Genomic DNA, 21,824 nt, shown 5'->3' with positions numbered 1-21,824 from the left:
AAATTATTTAAAAATATAAAAAAATAAAACCGCTTACTTGACTAAATTCTCCCAATTCGTGTATATTTAAATTAATCATTTAGCAGAATATTCAAGAATATAGCATTTTTAGTTTATATTATTTCTTTAAATGAATTTCACTAAATGAAAATAGTAAACGCTTTTAGGAGGAATTGTAACATGCAAGGAAAAGTAAAATGGTTTAACAACGAAAAAGGTTTTGGATTTATCGAAATGGAAGGCGCTGACGATGTATTCGTACATTTCTCTGCTATTCAAGGAGACGGCTACAAAGCTTTAGAAGAAGGTCAAGAAGTATCTTTCGACATTACTGAAGGTAACCGTGGACCTCAAGCTGCTAACGTAGTAAAACTTTAATCCTACATATAACAGGAGGTTACCTTACTTGGTAACCTTCTTTGTTATTCCTTTGTATATTTCCGTTTTACAGAGCAAAAACTATGTAAAATGCGCACTATACAAAGGAGGAATTATTAATGGGATCAGAAGTAAATGATTTTGAAGAAGTAAAATTCCGTGTAGAAACAGCACAAAAGATGGTAGGTTCTGCAACAATTTCAATGGATCCAGACACATTAGAGCATGCCACTACTGCAGTAGAAGCAGCTCGCTCACAGCTTGAAATTATGAAATCTGTTGCAGTAGATTTAGATGAACCATTTTTAATGAACGAGGAAAAGAAACTAAGCAAATGCGAGCAGCAATTAAAAGAAGCAAAGCACTAAAAAAACATCCAGAGAATTTTCTCTGGATGTTTTTTTATGACAACTGTTCTCCATACTTTTTCAATGTTTCTCCAACTGTACACTGTCTTATACAAAATGAATGTGCATAATATTTACTATTTGTCTTTCGATTATGTTCTCGCAAGAAACATCCTTCACAATATGTTTCTAATAAGTCATTTACCTCTGTAATGAGTTGCTTTTTATCCACCTTTGCACCTCTCTATTCGGTTATTTCTTTATGACTATCAATAACTGTTCCTTCTAATGCTTGCGTTGCTAATTGATGTGCTTCTTTATTTTGTTTTCTAGATATCGGCTCACATACAAGTTTTAATTTCATTTGCTTCGCCTTTTGTTCAATTTGATCTAAATAATGATTTAAATGTTCATCATAACAAGGCCATTCTCCGGCTAATTGCTGCAGTACCACTTGTGAGTCTCCGCGAAGTGTAACTGCTTCATACTTAATCCCTAGTTCCTCGAGTATATTCATACCGTATAATAGTGATGCATATTCCGCTTCATTATTATCATCTATACCTTCTATATATGCATTGCGGCGAATGCGGTAGTTTGTATTTCCTTTTTTATAGTACACACATATACCAACGCCAGCTTCTTTCGTTTGCACATCATACCCCCCATCAAAATAAACGAGTATTTCTTGGGGCTCTTCCTCTACTTGTTTACTCAGTTTTTTCATTTCCTTTAATGACCATTCTGCATCCATTTCATCGTAAAATAAAAGTTCCTTAGCTCTTCCTGTTTTCTCAAAATCCTCTGCAAATTGAAGTATTTCTTCTATGTTCATATAATCTGTTGTTAATTCCGTCTGCAATCCTCGCTTCGTTTTATACAACCAATGAATTTTATATTTCATACTAGATTCCCCTTATGTAAGACTTCTTATATGTAGCCAGCTAATGAAAGCCTCACTTTATTTTATTATATTTTATCAAGAGTCACAGCATTATATTCAATATGATTACATACAAAAAGAGCTATCCCTATAGGAATAGCTCTTTCATCTATTACATAAATCTTTCAAATTGTACTCGCTTATTAATCCAGTACATTACAGGCATACCGATCGCCATGACAACAAATTCACCGATTGCACACGTTAACCAAGACAACATAAATGGTAAATCCAATGCAAGATGAAGTTCAATTGCAATCATAAACATTGTAATCGTAAAGATAACTGTATTAAAAATCATACGAGCCCAAACACCTTTAATAAATCGCATAGAAATAATCGTTGCAACTAACGCAAGAATAGATTGCCCTACTCCAAATACTAAATCGTAAGCGATCATAGGTGAGAAAAAGAGATTCGTTAAAAATACACCTAATACAATTCCGTAAATTGCTTTCTTGTTAAATACAACGAGATGATTAAACATCTCTGAAATACGAAATTGTACATTCGTAAAGCCAAATGGCTGAATAAGCATAGAAACAGCAATATATAATGCCGCTAAAATACCATTACCGACTAAAGTTCTAATATTCATGACAAAATCTCCTTAGTTTTTTTACGTGGGATGGTTTCGAACCACGTTATTCGTTTTTTAAGCAACAAGATTATATTTTACGTGGTAGCCCCTCTTTCGTCAATAGATTCCTATCATAAACTACCTTTTTCCTTTTAGACAACGTATAATGAAACATATGAAAGATTTAGGAGGTTTCACTTCATGACAGCAACAATCCAAAATGAAAAAGTGATCGTTTCCATTTCTGACAAAGGTGCAGAATTACAAAGCGTTCGCTTAAAAGAAGACAACACAGAATATTTATGGCAAGGTGATTCTACATATTGGGGACGTCGCGCACCAATTTTGTTCCCAATTGTCGGCCGATTAGTAGATAATACATACTACGTAGACGGTAAACCATATTCATTAACACAACACGGTTTCGCTCGTGATCTTACTTTCTCTGTGAAAGAACAAAGTGAAACAAAGATCACTTATATCGTTACTAGTAATGAAGAAACGTTAAAAAAATACCCATACAAATTCGAATTACTCGTTTCTTATGAGCTAGAAGGACAAAACGTTCATGTAACATATGAAGTAAACAATCCTACTTCTAAAGAGATGTTCTTCTCAATCGGAGCACATCCTGGATTCAACTTCCCTTTATTGGACGGTGAATCATTTACAGATTATCACTTATCGTTTAATGGTTCGGAACGCTTAGAAACAAGCGTATTAGAAGGACCTTATCTTTCAAACAAAAAGCAATTAATCGCTGAAAATACGACTGAATTGCCACTTACATATGATTTATTCAAAAATGATGCACTTATTTTTGAAAATATGAATACAAATGAAATTTCGATTCGTTCTCATAAACATAATAAATTTGTAAAAGTAGAATTTGATGGGTTCCCATTTGTCGGCGTATGGACACCAGGGGATAACGCACCTTTCTTATGTATTGAACCTTGGTATGGAATCGCTGATGAAGTAAAACCAGCAAAAGATTTCAAGGACAAAAAGGGAATTCAATCTTTACAAGCGAATGAAACATTTACATGTCGTTACAGCATCACAATCGGATAACTACTCTATCCCCTACTTCAAAAAATATTTAAGTAGGGGATCATCTTATAATTTGGAGGTTTCTCATTTTGATTGAAGTATATATTGATGGTGCATCAAAAGGAAATCCTGGTCCTTCTGGTGCAGGGGTGTTTATTAAAGGCGTTCAACCAGCTGTACAATTATCATTGCCCCTTGGGACAATGTCCAATCATGAAGCAGAATACCACGCTTTACTTGCGGCATTAAAATATTGCACGGAGCATAATTATAACATTGTCTCTTTTCGTACAGATTCACAACTTGTCGAGCGAGCTGTCGAAAAAGAATACGCAAAAAATAAAATGTTCGCACCACTATTAGAGGAAGCACTACAGTACATAAAAAGTTTCGATCTCTTTTTTATTAAGTGGATTCCAAGTAGTCAAAATAAAGTAGCTGATGAATTAGCTAGAAAAGCTATCTTACAAAATTAACGGGGGTATGAGTGTGAAAAAAGAGTGGATTGCTCCTCTTGCTTTATTATTTGTCTCTTTTATTTGGGGAGCTACGTTTGTTGTCGTTCAAAACGCTATATCTTTCGTTGGTCCATTTACTTTTAATGGTATTCGCTTTTTATTCGCTGGAATTATTTTATTATTCGTTCAAATGATTTTCTCAAAAAACACTTCAAAACAAGATATAAAACAGAGTAGCCTCGCTGGATTAATCGTTGGGTTCTTTTTATGTGTTGGCTATGTATTACAAACATTCGGCTTACTTTATACAACTTCTTCAAAAGCAGGCTTCTTAACAGGGCTTAGTATCGTTATGGTACCAATTCTATCTTTTATCTTTTTAAAACAAAAAGCTACCATTTTCATTGTACTTGGTATTGCTGTAGCTACAACAGGTTTATACTTATTAACAGCTGCTGATTCTTTCCAATTAAATATAGGAGATATACTTGTTCTCGGTTGTGCAATCGCTTTCGCTGCCCATATTCTTATTAACGGCTTCTTTTCTAAGAAAATATCACCTTTATTATTAAGCACATCTCAAGTATTAGCTGTTGGTATATTTTCTTCTATTTGCGCTTTCTTGTTTGAAGATTGGGAAAAATTATTTTCAGTATCACTATGGACGAATCAATCTTTTTTATTCGCACTCTTTCTAACTGCCCTGTTTGCAACATCTATTGCTTTTTTCATTCAAACATCGGCCCAAAAGCACACTTCTCCAACGAGAGTAGCAATTATTTTCGCAATGGAACCCGTTTTTGCTGCATTAACAGGCGTTCTCGTTGCAAATGAACAACTTTCTATTTCTGCTATTATCGGATGTCTATGTATTTTCCTGGGCATGATTTTTGTTGAATTGCCTTCCAAAACAAAAAAAGAAGCGCAGGCTGCGTGAAGTTACGCTTGTAACTTCCGCATAAAAGCCTTAGCGCTTTTTTTATCTGTAATTTCTTCCTCTTTCAATCGTTCTAATAACGCAACGAAATAACTACCATCAAACTGCAATTGATGTTTAATTGTCGCTTCTATTGCTGCATTCACAATCCCATCAGACGCACCAGTATATCCTTGTCCAAACATAATAAACCCTTGTGCTTCCTCTGATAATTTAAATCCTTTCGTATGTAAGAATGAAAGATAATCTTCTACTGTTTGCATGTTATTCCCACCTACTCAAAAATTCTCCATCTCCTATCATACATGTTTTTACACGCTATGAGAATGAAATTTCTTTGACAACTTTGTAAATCAATCTTCTAATTCGCTTGCAATGGAGGATTTCCTAACAATCTGAAGGAATATGTACAGTGGAACTTATTTCATATTAAAGGGGAGACACGATGAAACAAGCACTACTAATTATCGACGCTCAGCAAGAATTAATTGATGGAAATGAGCAAGAAAATGAAGTTTTTCGTAAAACCGAGCTATTATCTACACTAAATACAGCCATGCAGAAAGCAATAGATTCCAATGTTCTTATTGTTTTCGTAAGAGATGTCGATGTTGCTTCTGGTAGTGGCGAAGGATTTGAAGTACATAATCAAATTCAAGTACCTCAGTCTGCAATCTTTATTAATAAAGCAGCAACCAATTCATTCTACGGCACTTCTTTACTTGAACTTTTAAAAGAAGAAAACATTAAGCATATTGTTATAGGCGGCTGTAAAACAGAACATTGCATTGATACTGCCGTTAGGACAGCCACTGTACAAGGATTTGACGTTACATTAATTAAAAACGGTCATTCAACAACTGATTCTAACGTATTGTCTGCAGAGCAAATTATTGCTCATCACAATAAAACTTTACACGGTCATTATAACGTTGATCATTTTTCTATGGTGAGAGATATCGAGGAAGACCTCTTTCAGCCAACTCATGACCAATATCGTGATTAAATTAGCTCAAAAAAGAATCCTTCATTTAAAAGGATTCTTTTTTATCCAAAAATTTGTGCTGCAATACTATATAGTTCACTATTTCTTTTTAATAACCGATTACTATTTTTCATCATAATTGGTGGTGTATTCACCTTTTTAAAACCAGCAATCTCTAATTCTTTCATGAAATCTTTCTTTCCTTCTGGTACATCCATTCTTAATTTTCCATTATGCCCTCTTACTAAATCATGTACTATTCTCATTGCCATCGCATTATTTTTAGCAACGACTGGTCCAATTATTTTATTTTCTGGCGTTTGTATACATATACCGTATCCTACTACATTTTCTTTCGTATCCTTTACAACGACACACCGCTCACTTTGCATAATTCTTTGTTTTAAAAACTCGTTTCGGCTTGTCCCAAATGCGCCTTCATCTATTTTTATTATTCCTTCTAGATCACCCTCTTTATAAACCACCATATATTCTTCATTTTCTGCACATTTATGATTCGCATTGTACGAGTTACAAATATATTTAGAAACATAACTTACTACCCTAAATCCTAATTTTTCATATAAGGGCTTCCCTTCATCCGTAGCAATAAGCATAAATGGAGTTTGAGCTGATACGCTATTCATGCATGAATTCGTTATCATCTTTCCAATTCCTCTTCCCTTATAATCTGGATGTACAATTACCATTCCGATAGATGCCAACACCTCCCCATATAATATTATTGCTGCGCTAGCAATAAGTTCCTTACGCTCATTCTAGACGCCGTATACAATACCTAAGTTAAAAACTGTTTCAATTTCTTCTCTGTTATAATCCCAGCCAATATAAGAAGATAATGCTACAATATCGCCTATTTGTTCTTTCCTAAGACGCTCCATCCTAATTTCCAATTCAATCATACTCCATCCCCTTATCTAGACATTTAAATCATTATTACTAAATCAACTTGTACATGTTTCCATTTATTTGTCACATACATATGTTATTTTGACCAAGACTATATTGTAAATGAGGTGACAACATGCCCATTACGAATCGATTTTCTACCACCACTAATGGCGCACTCGCTATTACAGGTAATACTTTAGGCTTAAGTAAAATTAGTAATCAAAACCGTGCTGGTACAATCGGGGCAATTGGTGCATTCGCAACTACGAATACTGCTTTACAAGTACCTACTTTTCCTGCTGGTACAACGTTAAACTATACACAAAATAGTTCTACCGCTATTTTAAATATCCCTGCTGGTAGTACTATTCTTTACGCAGAACTCGTTTGGGGTGGAAACTATTTATCTCGTGATCAAAACATTACGAGTGTATTAGGAAACCCAGTTTCTTTTACAACACCTGTTTCAACATACTCGATTACTCCTTCAGCTGTTACGGCTTCAAACCAAACATTCGTTTCAAACTCTATTACATTTGGCTTTTACACTCGTTCAGCAGACGTAACAACCCTTATTCAAGCGGGAGGTTCTGGTTCCTATACTACAGGTGCGGTTCCTGGACTTGTAGATCCTATAGATGCTTCTAATGGAACAATTAATTCGGCTGGATGGACGCTTATCGTCGCTTATCAAAACGGGACATTGCCAGCAAGAAACTTAACCATTTATGTAGCGGGTAACCGTGTTTCTGCTGATACCGGTAGTGCAGATGTAGCTGTTTCTGGATTTTTAACACCTTCAGGAGGACCTGTAAGCGGGAGATTATTTTTAAGTTCTATTGAAGGAGATGCAGATTTAATAGGGGATCAAGCATTATTTGGACCAAATTTCAGTTCATTAAATGCTTTATCTGGGCCAAATAATGCTGTAAATAATTTCTTCGGTTCTCAAGTTAATAATGCTGCAGGAAACTTAGATACAACTGGAACATTTGGAACGCGAAATCAAAGTGCTTCTACAGGTACAAACATCTCCGCTGGAAGACAGGGCTGGGATATTACTTCTATTGATATTTCTCCTTATTTAACAAACTCACAAGTATCCGCCGCAATCCGTTTAACTACTAACGGAGATGCATATATGTTAAATACAGTCGGCTTACAAATTAATATAAACTCCCCAAATATACAAGCAACGAAAAGCGTAAATAAAAGTGTTGCTGCAATTGGAGATATTCTCACTTATACAGTTACTATCCCTAACACCGGGCTTCTTCCTGCCAATAACGCTATTTTTATAGATAGCCTCCCTAACGGTACTTCTTTTATACCAGGCACTGTAACAGTAGATAACGTACCACAAACAAATGCAAATCCTGCAGCTGGTATATCTCTTGGAACAATTAATAATGGTACTTCTCGCACAGTAACTTTCCAAGCTACTGTCGTTTCTCTTCCAAGTCAAAATCCTATCTCTAACACTGCTAATATTACATTTCAATATACACCCATCGCTGGAGGAACAACCTTTAACGGTCTTGCAACAAGCAACTCTGCTGGAACACAAATTAACCTGGCAGATATTAATGGAACAAAATCAGTTAACAAACTTTTTACAGATATTGGTGAAACATTAACTTACAGTATTGCCTTAACTAATATAGGAAATATCGCTGCAACAAACGTTATATATACGGATCCGATTCCTAGCGGGACTACTTTCATTCCAGGAAGTGTAACTGTTAACGGAGTTACTCAAGCTGGTGCAAATCCCGCTAATGGTATATCAATTGGATCAATTGCCGCAAATTCTACTACTACTATTTCATTTCAAGTATTCGTTCCTGCTATCCCCCAAACAAATCCAATATTAAATAGTGGTACAACAACATATCAATACATTCCTGTGCCAAATCAACCTGCAGTAAGTGGGACTGATACGACCAATATCGTATCTACTCAAGTGAATAACGCTACTGTAACAATGGTAAAAGCAGTAGATAAAAATTTTGCAGATATTGGTGATACACTAACGTACACCGTTTCTTTTACAGGAACAGGTAATACAAATGCGAACAATGTTATTTTTACAGATGTCATTCCTACTGGAACAACTTTTGTTCTAAACAGTTTAACAATAGATGGCACTACACAAGTGGGCGCAAATCCCGCTAACGGCGTGAACATTGGATCCATCCCAAGCGGCACAACAAAAAATATTACATTTCAAGTAGTAGTAAACACAATACCCGCGTCAAATGTCGTATCTAATGGATCAAGTGCTTCTTATCAATATACCGTCAATCCTAGCCAATCACCCGTTACAAAAAACATTTCTTCTAATCTCGTTTCCACTCAAATTAACAATGCGAATGTAACATTAACAAAATCAGCTAACAAACAATTTGCCACAATTGGTGAAACGATAGGTTATACAATCCTTATTACAAACAGTGGAAATACAGCCGCTAATAACGTACAACTAACAGATCCACTTCCAAATGGAACGATATTAACATTAGGTTCGGTAACGCTCAACGGCGTTTTGCAAAATGTAGATTCTCTCGTTGCTTTACCTATTGGCACAATTCCTGCTGGAGCTACTTTTACCCTCTCTTTCCAAGTAACAGTTATTAATATTACTTCACAAAATCCTATCCTTAATAACGCTTTTGCCTCTTACATTTACACTGTAAATCCAAGTCTGCCACCAACTTCAAAAACAGCAAATTCTAATTCTGTTACATCAACAATTAGACTAGCAAATCTCCATGCTAATAAATCTGTAGATAAAACGTTTGCGGAAGTTGGCGATGTATTAACTTACACCTTTGCTCTTACTAACGATGGAAATGTTGCAGCGAACAATGTATTACTATCCGATTCAATCGCGAATGGAACCGCCTTTGTACCAAATAGCATTATAGTTAACGGTGTTACTCAGCCAGGCGTTACACCAACTAGCATCAATATTGGTAGTATCAATGCTAATACTACAATTACAGCTTCATTCCAAGTAGTAATAACTAGCATTCCAAATCCAAACCCTATTTCAAATAGCGCTTCCATTTCCTATAACTTTATCGTTGATCCAAACACTTCACCTGTAAGTAAGAACACTACTTCAACCACTACATTTACTCAAGTAAACGATGCAAATGTCATTTCAGCCAAAACAGTGGATCGAGCGTTCGCTACCGTAGGAGATATATTAACTTATACTGTTACTTTGACAAATGCAGGAAGTGTTTCTGCTGATAGTCCTACTTTCGTAGATACGAATCCAGACGGTACTACCTTTATTCCAAACACTTTTCTTATTAATGGTGTACTCCAAAATAACGCAGATCCAAATATAGGTGTTCCGCTACCTTCCATTGCTGCTAACGGTTCACTTACCGTCTCTTATCAAGTAACCGTCACCTCTTTACCAACACAAAATCCAACATTAAATTCATCTAGTACACAGTATAGCTTTATTCTAAATCCGGGCGATCCACCAACTATAGAAACATCTGTAAGTAACACTGTAAGTACACAAATTAATTTAGCAAATGTCATTATTGTCAAAGAAGTAGATTTAACTATCGCCGACGTCGGGCAACCAATCACATATACAATTTCTATAGCTAATCTTGGCAATACTACAGCAAATAATGTTATCGTTACCGATATAATCCCTAATGGCACCACTATCGTACCAAATAGTATTTTTATAGGTGGTGCTTTACAACTAGGTGCAGACCCTAGTACCGGTCTTCAAGTCGGCTCCATTCCTTCGGGTGGTTTTACAACGATTGTTTTTCAAATAAGTGCAAATGGGCTACCTTCACCAAACCCAATTCAAAACAGCGCTTCACTTCAATATAGCTTTATCGCTGATCCAAACTTACCTGCTCTTGTTAGAAACGCCGCTAGCAATATAGTAACTACACAACTTAATACTGCTAATATCGTTGCTACAAAACTAACGAGTACAAACTTCGCTGATGTTGGTGATGTCATATTATATGCGACTATTTTAACAAATAACGGGAATATCCCTGCTGCTAATGTAACATTTACAGATATCATTCCAACGGGTACCCTCTTCATTCCTAATACTGTAACGATTAATAATGTCCCTATAGCTAATGCAAATCCTGCTAACGGCATTTCGATTGGTACGATAGGAGCGAATTCATCACGTACCGTTGCATTCCAAGTTTTTGTACCAACTATCCCTGCTGTAAACCCAATTACAAATCAATCAGGCACAACATTCCAATATACGTATGATCCATCCAAACCAGCTGTAATGCAGATGGTTGCTTCTAACACTGTACAGACAACTATTAATAACGCCTCAATTGCCGCTACTAAATCGGCAGATAAACAGTTTGCTAACGTAAATGATATTATTACGTACACGACTACTTTAACGAATAACGGGAACACACTTGCGTCAAATGTAATATTTACAGATGTAATTCCAAACGGGACATCGTTTATTCCTAATAGTGTTACTGTAAACGGGAATACACTGCCTAATGTAAATCCAGCAAGCGGAATTGCAATCGACCCAATAAATCCGAATGCAAATACGATCATCTCGTTCCAAGTACAAGTAAATTCTATCCCGAATCCAAATCCAATCCCGAACCAAAGCAATACAACGTACCAGTACGTCGTAGATCCTAACTTACCTTCAGCATCCGCCAATACGTTAAGTAACGTAATAACAACTCAAATTAATAACGCTACTATTGTTGCTACTAAGTCTGTGAATACGCCGACAGCTGCCATTGGTGATATCGTTACCTATACGATTGCAGTAACAAATACAGGTAATATCCCTGCTAGTGCCACTGTTTTAACAGATGGGCTTGGCGCAGGAGCTTCATTTATCCAAAACTCCGTAACGATCAATAATGTTCCACAACCAGGATTAGATCCATCACTTGGTGTTCACTTGGCAGATATTTCGCCAGGAGATACTGTATTCATTACTTTTCAAGCACAAATTTTAGCGATACCACCTAGTGGCACATTAACAAATAATGCTCTTGTAAATTATGAATATACCGTGAATCCAAACCAATCTCCTGCTGTTAATAGTACAATTACGAATACAACGGTTACTCCAATTATTGATGCTACTCTTTCTATAAATAAAACTGTCAATTCAACATTCGCTACTATTGGAGATACACTTACTTTCACTTCTACCATTACTAATTCCGGTAATACTACCGCAAACAATGTTATTTTTACAGATGTAATTCCAAATGGTACAACGTTTATTCTAAATAGTTTTACGGTAAATGGAACAACTATTCCTAATGCAAATCCACAAAATGGTATCAATATTGGCAACATAAATTCAAATGCATCCGTTATACTCAGTTTTCAAGTAAACATTACAACGATTCCAAATCCTAATCCAATCCCTAACAAATCATCGCTTCAATATAGCTTTATTGTAGATATAAATGAACCGCCTGTTTCACGAACAGTTCAATCCAATAAAACTTTTACGCAAGTAAATTCGGCTTCCGTTATCGCAACGAAAACTGCGAGCAGTGCATTTGCCGCTGTTGGAGATACAATTACGTATACAACTACTCTCACTAATAGCGGAAATACTACCGCAAACACACCTGTTTTTATCGATATATTACCACCTGAACTTTCATTCATTCCCGATAGCGTACAAATTAATACCATCCCACAACTTGGATTTAGACCAGATAGCGGGCTCTCTTTAGACTCAATTCCAGTTGGAGGAACGACAACAATTAGCTTTCAAGTAATTGTTGGCTCAATACCAGCTACAAACCCAACGTTGAACCAATCTAGCACAACATACTCGATTATTGTGGATCCTACCCAGCCGCCGGTGACAGAAACAGCTACAAGTAATCCAACTTTAGTTCAAATTAACGAAGCAATTATTCAAGCAACGAAAAGTGTGGATCGACTATTTTCTGACGTAGCACCTGGAAATTCATTTTTAACGTATACAGTTTTATTAGAAAATGAAGGGAACACGACTGCTACGAATATCATTTTTACAGATCCAATTCCAAATAACACAATATTTATAACAGATAGTGTTCGAGTAGGCGGGGTCTTATTACCTGGGGTAAATCCAGCGAATGGGATACAGATTGGGGATATTATTGCAGGAGATTTTATAAACGTTACCTTCCGTGTGCAAGTAGTTAGCATTCCAAATCCAATTTTCACAATTGGACCTGGGGGTCCAAACTCACCTGTTGTAAACGGAGCTTCCATTGATTATCAATTTATGACAGGACCTAATTTACCACTCGTTTCAAGAAATACGACATCTAATCCCGTTTCGACACAAATAAATTCTGGGGAAATTGTGGCAATCAAATCTGTAGATAAAACTTTCGCAACGATTGGCGATACAATTTCTTATACAATTACATTAAGTAACCCTGGAAATGTCACTTCACAAAATATAATTTTCACAGATATTTTACCTAACGGAACGACATTCATATCTGGCACTCTTACAAACGATTCTGGTACACAGCAAATCGGAAATCCAGCTAGCGGGATACAGATTGGAAATATAAACCCAAATGGAACGGCCGTTATTTCTCTCAACGTACTTGTTACAAACATTCCAAGTATAAATCCTATCTCTAATTTTAGTTCCATACAATTTGAACATGTGATTGATCCTAGCCAACCTTCTGCATTACAAACAGCTGTATCTAATGCGGTTTCGACAACAATTAACAGTGCGATATTAAATACAACAAAAACTGTTGATAAATCTATCATTTCCGTCGGAGATACACTTACGTATACAACGACTATTACGAATACAGGAAATACACCAGCTACAAATATAACTTTTACAAGTGCGATTCCTTCTAGTACTACTTTTGTACCAGATTCGGTCACTATAAATGGCATCCAGCAGCTTGGTGCACAGCCAGCACTCGGAGTAAATATACCAAATATCGCTCCTGGTGAAACAGTAACCGTTACTTTCCAAGTAAATGTTATTTCTGTTCCCCCTTCAAGCTCAATTATGGGTAACGATACAATTTTATATTCTTATACTGTTGATCCAAGTGCCGCTCCTATTACAACTTCTACTTCAACGAATATCGTTACAAACCCGGTACTAGATGCTATGATAACGATGGTAAAATCGGTCGATCAAACAATTGTAACACTAGGTGATACCATTACCTATACAACCATTTTAACGAATAATGGCAATACAAATGCAACGAATATTACTTTCACTGATCTTATTCCAGACGGCACAACGTTCATTCCGAATAGTGTCACAATCAATGGCAGTACACACATCGGACTCGATCCTAATACAGGTATAACAATCGGATCAATTGCTCCTAACAACTCAATATCTATAGCATTTCAAGTTACCGCTACTTCTACTCCCGTTCAAAATCCTATTGCCAATTCGGCTAGTGCTTCTTACACATTTATCACTGACCCTAATGCCCCTATTGTTTCAAGGAATGTTACTTCAAACACAGTGTTCACTACAATTAACACAGCTAGCATTCTTTCATTAAAACAAGTCGATAAATCCTTTAGCCGTATTGGAGACACACTCACCTATACTGTTACTTTAACAAACAATGGAAACTCATCCGCACAAAATGTTATATTTACAGATACCATGCCAAGCGGAACTACATTTATTGCAAACACATTTTCTATTAATGGAGTTCCTCAAAGTGGAGCGGATCCAACAAACGGTGTAAATATTGGGCCCATAACAGCTGGGACTACAGTAACAGTTTCGTTCCAAGTTACTGTAACGTCATTACCAACTGAAAACCCCATTGTAAATTTCTCATCAACATCGTACCAATTAGTCTCACCACCTGATGCAGAAACTTCAATTAGTAATCCTGTTTCAACGCAAATTAAAGAAGCCATATTATCCATGACGAAAAATGAAAATGTATCCTTTGCAGATATCGGGCAAACTGCTTTTTATACTACTTCTATTACCAATGTAGGCAATACCGATGCAACTAATATTGTATTCACAGATGCATTACCAAGTGGACTCACATTTGTTCCTAACACATTAACTGTCGATGGCGTTTTACAACCTAACGCGGATCCAAATACAGGTGTATTACTTGCAACACTTCCACCAAATGAAATATATAGTATCGTCTTTCAAGTTACAGTGAACAGCATCCCACCTATTAATCCTGCACCAAATACAGCATCAACGACGTATGAGTTTACTGTTGATCCTGTTAATCCTCCTGTTTCAAGTGCAGCTACTTCCAACACTACACTTCTTCAAATAAACAACGTAACTATTATTAGCACAAAAACAGCAGATCTTACTTTCGCGGATATTGGTAATACAATAACATTTACACTTAACCTCCCTAATACCGGGAATGTGACTGCAACTGATGTAACTATTATTGACATTCTTGATAGTAATTTAAGTTTCGTTCCAAATAGTTTCACAGTTAATGGGCAAACCATTCCAAACGCTGATTTACCTACTGGTGTAAATATTGGTTCCATTAATGGTGGTAATGCGGCAATCGTTACATTCCAAGCAACTGTTATTACACTTCCAACACTTAATCCCATTTCTAACTCTGCTTCTACCACCTATCATTATGTCGTTGATCCTAGCCAGCCACCTGTTACAACTTCCAATCAATCTAATACAACGACAACACAAATTAATAACGCTACCCTTACTGCACAAAAAAATTCAAATGTATCTACGGTAGATATCGGGCAGGATATTACCTACACCGTTACAATTACAAATAGCGGAAATGTTAGTGCAACGAATGTTATTTTTACCGACCTTATTCCAGACGGAACTTCCTTTGAACCGAATAGTTTTACACTGAACGGAACTAGCATCCCAAATGCAAATATCATTACAGGCGTTCCAATTGGTGATATCGGGCCAAACCAGTCTGTAATCGTAGCATTTCACATTATCGCAAATGAAATTCCACCTATAAATCCAATTACCAATCAAGCTAACGTTAGCTTCCAGCATATCGTTAATCCAGCTAATCCTCCCGTTTCAAAAAACATTACTTCTAACAACGTTACAACAAAAATTGAAAGTGCTATTTTAAACACGATTAAAATAGGAGATAAAACATTTGCAACGATTGGTGATACGATTACGTATACAACGACTATTACGAACACAGGCAATATTCCTGCTAACAACGCTATATTCTCAGACCCTTTACCATCGTGGACACAATTTGTTGCAGGATCAGTTATTGTTGATGGCACTCCATTACCATCCGCTTCCATTATTAACGGTGTTGGCATAAATACAATTACTCCAAATCAAACTGTAACAATCATATTCCAAGTACAAATCGTAAGTAATCCAACAACGTTCACACCTGAACTCCAAAACTTAGGATTTGTTAACTTCCAATATAATGTAGGCAATGCATTACAGGCTCAGCCTGGCAATGTGGAAACGAACGTCTTCGTTACTTCTATTAATTCAGCAATACTTTCAGCTGTAAAAACTGCTAATACAGCTTTTGCAAATATCGGAGACACGATCACTTATACAGTTTTGATTCAAAATAGCGGCAATACAAACGCTACGAATGTAAATTTCTCAGACATGGTTCCAGCAGGAACAACCTTTGTTGAAAATAGTTTTGCTGTAAATGCAAGTACCATTCCAGGTGCAAATCCAAATAACGGAGTGAATATCGGAACAGTTAGCACGGGTAGTTCCTTAACCGTTACTTTCCGAGTCATAGTTACATCCACTCCACCTTCAAATCCAATTACAAACGTAGCATCTATTCAATACGCATTCATCGTTGATCCGGCCTCTCCTCCTGTTACAGGCACGATAAATTCTAATAGCGCTTCAACACAAATTAATAACGCGACTGTTACAACTGTTTTACAAGCAAATCGAACAATCGTATCTATCGGAGATGTAATTACGTATACAGCAACATTAACGAATACTGGAAACTTCCCCGCAAACTCTGTATTACTCATTAACGGAGTTCCTGAAGGAGCATTATTTGTTCCAAATAGTGTTACGCTCAACGGGATTTCACTTCCAGATGCAAGTCCAACTCTTGGTATTCCAGTTGGTATTATCGCACCAGGTGATTCCGCTACTATTACGTTCCAATTTCTTGCAAGTTCTATTCCACCGCAAGGAGCGATTATAAATCAAGCACTTACAAGTTACACGTATATTGTCGATCCAAGTCAACCTCCTGTTACAGCAACATCCTCGTCTAATACGGTTAATACAGCTGTTGTTGATGCATCGTTATCCGCAATTAAAAGTACAGATTCTCTCGTACAATCTACTGACGGTACAATCACTTACACAGTAGTCGTTCAAAACAACGGAAATACTACTGCAAATACAGTTACTTTAACAGATTTGGTCCCAGAAGGAACTGCATTTATTCCTAATAGCGTAACTATTAATAGCGTTTCCGTTCCAGGTGCTGACCCTAACGTAGGAATACCATTAAACTCCATCGCACCGTCAGAAATCGTCACTGTAACATTCCAGGTTATCGTTCAATCTATTCCAAGCGTGAACCCAATTTCTAATACAGTCCGTATTGACTATACTTTTATCGCCGATCCAACTGCTCCTATCATCTCTCGAACAATTACGTCTAATCCTGCTTTCACACAAATTTCAGATGCGACTATCCTTTCTTTAAAAGGAGTCAATGCACAACAAGCAACAACAGGTGATATTTTGACTTATACGATAACACTAGAAAATACCGGAAATATTCCAGCTACTAATCTCACATTTTCAGACACTATCTCCCAAGATACTACATTCGTAGAAAATAGTTTTACACTTAACGGAACAGCTATACTTGGTGCCAATCCAAATGTAGGTGTTACTTTGCCTAACCTAGCTGCAAACGCTACGCACCTTATTTCGTTCCAAATTCTTATTACCGATTCATTCTCGCAAGAATCGATTACAAATCAATCCAATACAACATATACAATTCAACCAGACCCAGGGCAACCGCCTATTACTGAAACATCTACTAGTAATATCGTCATTACAAATTTCGTGCAAGCGCAATTGACAATTACTAAAACATCCAATCCAACAACTGTAGATATCGGTGGAACTATACTTTATATTTCTGAAGTGAAAAATACTGGTAATGTTGACGCAATAAATATTAATTTCACAGATTCTATTCCATCTGGGACTACATTCGTTCCCGATAGTGTCACAATTAACGGTGTCCTTCAGCCAGGTGTAAATCCAGAAAACGGAATACCGATTGGAACAATTCCAGCAAACAGTTCCAAAACGATACTATTTCAAGTGCAAACAAATAATCCACCTACTGAAACCGAAATTGTAAATCAATCTTCAGCAACTTACCAATATGTAAGTATCCCTACAGCCCCACCAGTAAATCGCTCTGCAAATTCTAACATTGTTACAACATCACTTCAAAACGCAAATATTATTTCTGTTAAAAGCGCGGATGTAGCTTTCGTATCAATCGGGCAAATTATTACCTACACAAATACACTACAAAATATAGGAACCGTTCCAGCTAACAATACCGTGTTCATTGATAACATTCCGGAAGGTACTATATTCATTGAAGATAGCTTAGCAATAAATAATGTCATCCAGCCTGGTGCGAACCCAGAGAATGGCGTAACTCTCGGCACGATACAACCAGATGAAACAGTCACTCTTTCATTCCAAGTACAACTTACAAATATACCAGAGGGCAATACAGTCATTAATATTTCAGACACTTCGTACGAATACCAAATTGACCCTAGTTCTCCAATTATTCAGCGTAGATCGTTATCAAATGCAGTAAATACTGAAGTGCGGACGGCAAATGTTAGTGCCATTAAATCCGCCAATAGATCCATTACACGCATTGGTCAAATCATCACATATACAGTCGCAGTTACAAACGCCGGTACAGTACCTATTACAAATACTCTCCTAATTGACGCAATTGCAGCTGGGACCACATTCGTTCCAAATAGCATTCTTGTAGATGGCGTACCAAGACCTAACGAAAATCCAATTACCGGTATCAATCTTGATATAATTCTTCCAAATAATACGATTATTGTTACGTTCCAAGTAAGCGTAGTCTCTATACCGCCACAAAATAACATTAATAATATCGCCGTCATTCACTATGAGTATCGACCGGACCCAAGCGCACCACCAATTTCAGAAACGACCTCTTCCAATAGTACAAATATACAATTTATTGATGCTATTCTTATTGCTACAAAATCCGCTAATACTGTATTAGCTAACATTGATGAAACCATTGAATATACAGTATTCATTCAAAATAATGGATCTACTACAACTAACTCCATCTTTTTTACAGATACTATAGCGGATGGAACAGTATTTATTCCAGGAAGTGTAATAGTTAACAATACTGTACTTCCTGCAGCAGATCCGAATATCGGCTTTTCCATTCCTAATGTCGCAGCAGATCAAATGGCTACAGTAACATTCCAAGTTTCCGTTACGAATTTACCTGTTGTAAATCCAACACCTAATACTGCAAACATCGTCTACGACTTTATTTTCAATCCTGACTTTGCACCAATTCAAAAATCTACTACTTCCAATACTACTTTCGTTCAAATTAATGATGCTGATATCGTTTCACTTAAAACTGTTGATTTGACCTCTGTAACAATTGGTGACATTTTAACTTATACGACAACTTTAACGAATACAGGGAATACGGATGCCACTGCTGTTGTATTTACAGACAATATACCTGATGGAACAACTTTTATTGACGGTAGCGTTTTAGTAAATAACATTCCTCAGCTTAACGCCAATCCAAGTGCAGGTATACTTGTAGGAACGATTGCTCCTAATATTTCTATCCCAGTCACATTTTCTGTTACCGTCGTAGCTCTTCCTGCTAGCGGCCATGTTCAAAATCAATCAACTTCTCGTTATACAATAAACGTGGAAGAACAAATATCGACTAGCAATATTACCTTCACTGAAGTTATTTCTGCTAATGTAATTGCGACAAAAACAACGCCTATCCAATATGCTGACTTACAAACTATCATCCCTTATACAATTTCCATCATAAATAACGGAAATATACAAGTCGAAAACATTATTGTTACAGATATCATCCCAGCAAATACGAGCTTTATAGAGAATAGTGTTATCGTGAACGGCAATGCTCGGCCAAATGACAACCCTCTTAACGGTATACAAATTGATAACATTCCGCCTAATACGACAGCAACTATTCTATTCCAAGTACGGGTTACTTCGATTCCACAAACAAATCCAATCTCTAACACGAGTACAATTGAATATGAATACACGGTACCAGATCGACCACCTATTACCGAAACTATTATTTCATCAGCTGCCGCAACAGAAATTAATCACGCGAATTTGAATAGTAATAAAGCTGTTGACCTTGCATTTGCAACGGTTGGTGATACGTTAACGTATACGATTACACTAAATCAAACCGGTAATGTTGCAACAAATGATGTAATCATTCAAGATATTATTCCTCAAGGTACTACGTTTATAGAAAATAGCGTCATTGTAAACGGAGAAGCTCTTCCAGGAGTGAATCCAGTAAGCGGCATACCAATTGGCACTATAATTGTTGGTGGAGATGCTATCGTTTCATTCCAAGTAACTGTGACTTCTATTCCAACACCAAATGAACTAAACAACAAAGCAATTACTACTTTTAACTATATAGTCAACCCAAATAACGTACCCGTTACAAATACGACTACAACAAATACCGTCACAACTACTGTCCAAAATGATAATGTCATTGCCATAAAATCTATTGATGTAACGAGTGCCTTACCTGGTCAAACTTTAACGTATACAATTACGATTACGAATAGCGGTAATGTAACGATTGAAGACCTTCTTGCCATAGACACCGTACCAATAGATACGACTTTTGTTGCTGATAGTGTTACGATTAACGGAATCAATCAGCCTAATGAAAATCCTGAAAATGGTATTACGTTAGGAAATCTTGCTCCTAATGAATCTGTTATTATTACGTTCCAAGTGACAATATCTTCTTCTACTCTTCAATCTACAATTAATAATGATGCTTCTGTTTCCTATACCGTTATCATTGATCCAACAAAACCACCTATTACAATTACAAAACAAACAAATACCGTTACAACGACAGTCATTGATCCGATGGTTCGCATTGAAAAAACAGCTGACAAATCTATTGTCGTTATAGGAGATATCATTACATTCACATTAGCGGTATTTAATCACTCCCCAATTCCGACAATCAGTACTTCTGTTATAGACACAATTCCAGCTGGTACAACATTTATAGAAAACAGCGTAACAATTAACGGTACTTCGGTTCAAAATGTTCGTCCAGACACTGGTATTAATATTGGTTCTTTATCTGCAGATACAGTAGCAACTATAACATTTCAAGTTCTCGTAACTTCTATTCCTTCAAACAGTACAATTATAAATTCTGCAACAGTTACCGCTGCTTTTCAATTGACACCACAGGATCCAATTATTACTTTCATTGTTAATTCAAATATTGTTCGTATACCAGTTCAATTTGTAACTGCAACAGTCACGAAAAACGCTTCCGTCAGCTCCGCTTATTTAAACCAATATTTTGATTATACGGTGCGTATTACAAATACTTCCGAAATTTCACTCTCAAATATTTCTTTACAAGATACCATTCCAGCAGGTTTACAATTTATAAACGGCACTGTCTTTATTAACGGTGAACGCTCTCCACTAGCGAATCCGAATATCGGTTTCCTAGTTGCCACTAATTTAGAGCCAAACGAAACAATTATCGTGTTATTCACAGTACAAGTAATAAGTCCACCTGTTAATAATCAATTTAAAAATACGGCCAATATTTCGTTACAACTTCAAGTCTCGCCTACCGATCCACCAATTACAGTAACCGTTACAAGTAACGAAAACATCGTCACCTTTGTTCCAGAAAATCCAGACGAAACACTTCCAAATTTAAATTGCTTCTTTGACGGTGAACGCTTCATACGGATTACTCCCCGAAATGCAAGAAATTACCTTTGGACTTGGATTTGGTGGAATTAAATTAAAAAAGAGATTGTAGTTTGGTTGAAACCAAATTACAATCTCTTTTTCATTACCTTTATCAC

General features: G+C 36.5%; 11 protein-coding genes, 1 pseudogene and 1 riboswitch. Of the genes and pseudogenes, 7 read left to right on the top strand and 5 right to left on the bottom strand.

Annotated elements, in window-relative coordinates; all coding sequences use genetic code 11:
* Nucleotides 1-180 precede the first annotated feature (180 nt).
* Nucleotides 181-378, top strand: a complete 198-nt coding sequence (cspB, locus tag C4S65_RS18550; RefSeq protein WP_001161731.1) for a cold shock-like protein CspB — start codon at nucleotides 181-183, stop codon at nucleotides 376-378.
* A gap of 119 nt (nucleotides 379-497) precedes the next feature.
* Nucleotides 498-746, top strand: coding sequence for a DUF2564 family protein (locus C4S65_RS18545; RefSeq protein ID WP_000534399.1), 249 nt, complete (start codon nucleotides 498-500; stop codon nucleotides 744-746).
* 34 nt (nucleotides 747-780) lie between these two features.
* Here C4S65_RS18545 and C4S65_RS18540 read toward each other — a convergent pair whose 3' ends face one another.
* The 3 genes from C4S65_RS18540 to C4S65_RS18530 form a co-directional block, all read right to left on the bottom strand.
* Nucleotides 781-957 carry a zinc-finger domain-containing protein gene (locus C4S65_RS18540; RefSeq protein ID WP_000358801.1) on the bottom strand — a complete coding sequence of 59 codons (177 nt, stop codon included), beginning with the start codon at nucleotides 955-957 and terminating at the stop codon, nucleotides 781-783.
* Between the two features lie 12 nt (nucleotides 958-969).
* The gene (locus tag C4S65_RS18535) at nucleotides 970-1,629 is read right to left on the bottom strand and encodes a ribonuclease H family protein (protein WP_086405893.1); all 660 of its coding nucleotides are present in this window, start codon (nucleotides 1,627-1,629) and stop codon (nucleotides 970-972) included.
* A 151-nt stretch (nucleotides 1,630-1,780) separates the two neighbouring features.
* Entirely contained in the window at nucleotides 1,781-2,266 is a 486-nt protein-coding gene (locus tag C4S65_RS18530; RefSeq protein ID WP_001026473.1) for a QueT transporter family protein, read from the bottom strand.
* A gap of 6 nt (nucleotides 2,267-2,272) precedes the next feature.
* Nucleotides 2,273-2,317: riboswitch (PreQ1 riboswitch) on the bottom strand.
* A 132-nt stretch (nucleotides 2,318-2,449) separates the two neighbouring features.
* Between C4S65_RS18530 and C4S65_RS18525 the strand changes: the two genes are divergently transcribed.
* The 3 genes from C4S65_RS18525 to C4S65_RS18515 all read left to right on the top strand — a co-directional run bounded on the left by C4S65_RS18525 (nucleotide 2,450) and on the right by C4S65_RS18515 (nucleotide 4,696).
* Nucleotides 2,450-3,322 carry an aldose 1-epimerase family protein gene (locus C4S65_RS18525; RefSeq protein ID WP_086405892.1) on the top strand — a complete coding sequence of 291 codons (873 nt, stop codon included), beginning with the start codon at nucleotides 2,450-2,452 and terminating at the stop codon, nucleotides 3,320-3,322.
* Nucleotides 3,323-3,390: 68 nt separating this feature from the next.
* On the top strand, nucleotides 3,391-3,777 hold the full coding sequence (locus C4S65_RS18520; RefSeq protein ID WP_000573873.1) for a reverse transcriptase-like protein: 387 nt from the start codon (nucleotides 3,391-3,393) through the stop codon (nucleotides 3,775-3,777).
* 13 nt (nucleotides 3,778-3,790) lie between these two features.
* Nucleotides 3,791-4,696: a DMT family transporter gene (locus C4S65_RS18515; RefSeq protein ID WP_000712598.1), complete on the top strand. Its 906-nt coding sequence runs from the start codon at nucleotides 3,791-3,793 to the stop codon at nucleotides 4,694-4,696.
* Between the two features lie 2 nt (nucleotides 4,697-4,698).
* On the opposite strand, the gene C4S65_RS18510 is transcribed toward C4S65_RS18515, so the two are convergent.
* Nucleotides 4,699-4,959, bottom strand: a complete 261-nt coding sequence (locus C4S65_RS18510; protein WP_001195212.1) for a DUF6123 family protein — start codon at nucleotides 4,957-4,959, stop codon at nucleotides 4,699-4,701.
* A 182-nt stretch (nucleotides 4,960-5,141) separates the two neighbouring features.
* Between C4S65_RS18510 and C4S65_RS18505 the strand changes: the two genes are divergently transcribed.
* A complete protein-coding gene (locus C4S65_RS18505) occupies nucleotides 5,142-5,702 on the top strand; it encodes a cysteine hydrolase family protein (RefSeq protein ID WP_000806326.1) in 561 nt (186 codons plus the stop codon).
* A gap of 41 nt (nucleotides 5,703-5,743) precedes the next feature.
* Here the strand turns inward: C4S65_RS18505 and C4S65_RS18500 are convergent.
* Nucleotides 5,744-6,604, bottom strand: a pseudogene (locus tag C4S65_RS18500) (GNAT family N-acetyltransferase).
* Between the two features lie 122 nt (nucleotides 6,605-6,726).
* Between C4S65_RS18500 and C4S65_RS18495 the strand changes: the two are divergent.
* Nucleotides 6,727-21,759, top strand: a complete 15,033-nt coding sequence (locus C4S65_RS18495; protein ID WP_103945385.1) for a DUF11 domain-containing protein — start codon at nucleotides 6,727-6,729, stop codon at nucleotides 21,757-21,759.
* Nucleotides 21,760-21,824: the final 65 nt, after the last annotated feature.

Source organism: Bacillus sp. ok061 (assembly GCF_900108285.1).
GTDB classification, from domain to species: domain Bacteria; phylum Bacillota; class Bacilli; order Bacillales; family Bacillaceae_G; genus Bacillus_A; species Bacillus_A thuringiensis_S.
The sequence above is the reverse complement of the archived record's forward strand: the minus strand, read 5'-3'. Positions and strand labels throughout refer to the sequence as shown.

Excerpts from the sequence above, each read along its gene's own strand:
- cspB (WP_001161731.1), top strand. The coding sequence starts at position 181 with ATGCAAGGAAAAGTAAAATGGTTTAACAACGAAAAAGGTTTTGGATTT.
- C4S65_RS18545 (WP_000534399.1), top strand. The coding sequence starts at position 498 with ATGGGATCAGAAGTAAATGATTTTGAAGAAGTAAAATTCCGTGTAGAA.
- C4S65_RS18535 (WP_086405893.1), bottom strand. The coding sequence starts at position 1,629 with ATGAAATATAAAATTCATTGGTTGTATAAAACGAAGCGAGGATTGCAG.
- C4S65_RS18530 (WP_001026473.1), bottom strand. The coding sequence starts at position 2,266 with ATGAATATTAGAACTTTAGTCGGTAATGGTATTTTAGCGGCATTATAT.
- C4S65_RS18525 (WP_086405892.1), top strand. The coding sequence starts at position 2,450 with ATGACAGCAACAATCCAAAATGAAAAAGTGATCGTTTCCATTTCTGAC.
- C4S65_RS18510 (WP_001195212.1), bottom strand. The coding sequence starts at position 4,959 with ATGCAAACAGTAGAAGATTATCTTTCATTCTTACATACGAAAGGATTT.
- C4S65_RS18505 (WP_000806326.1), top strand. The coding sequence starts at position 5,142 with ATGAAACAAGCACTACTAATTATCGACGCTCAGCAAGAATTAATTGAT.
- C4S65_RS18495 (WP_103945385.1), top strand. The coding sequence starts at position 6,727 with ATGCCCATTACGAATCGATTTTCTACCACCACTAATGGCGCACTCGCT.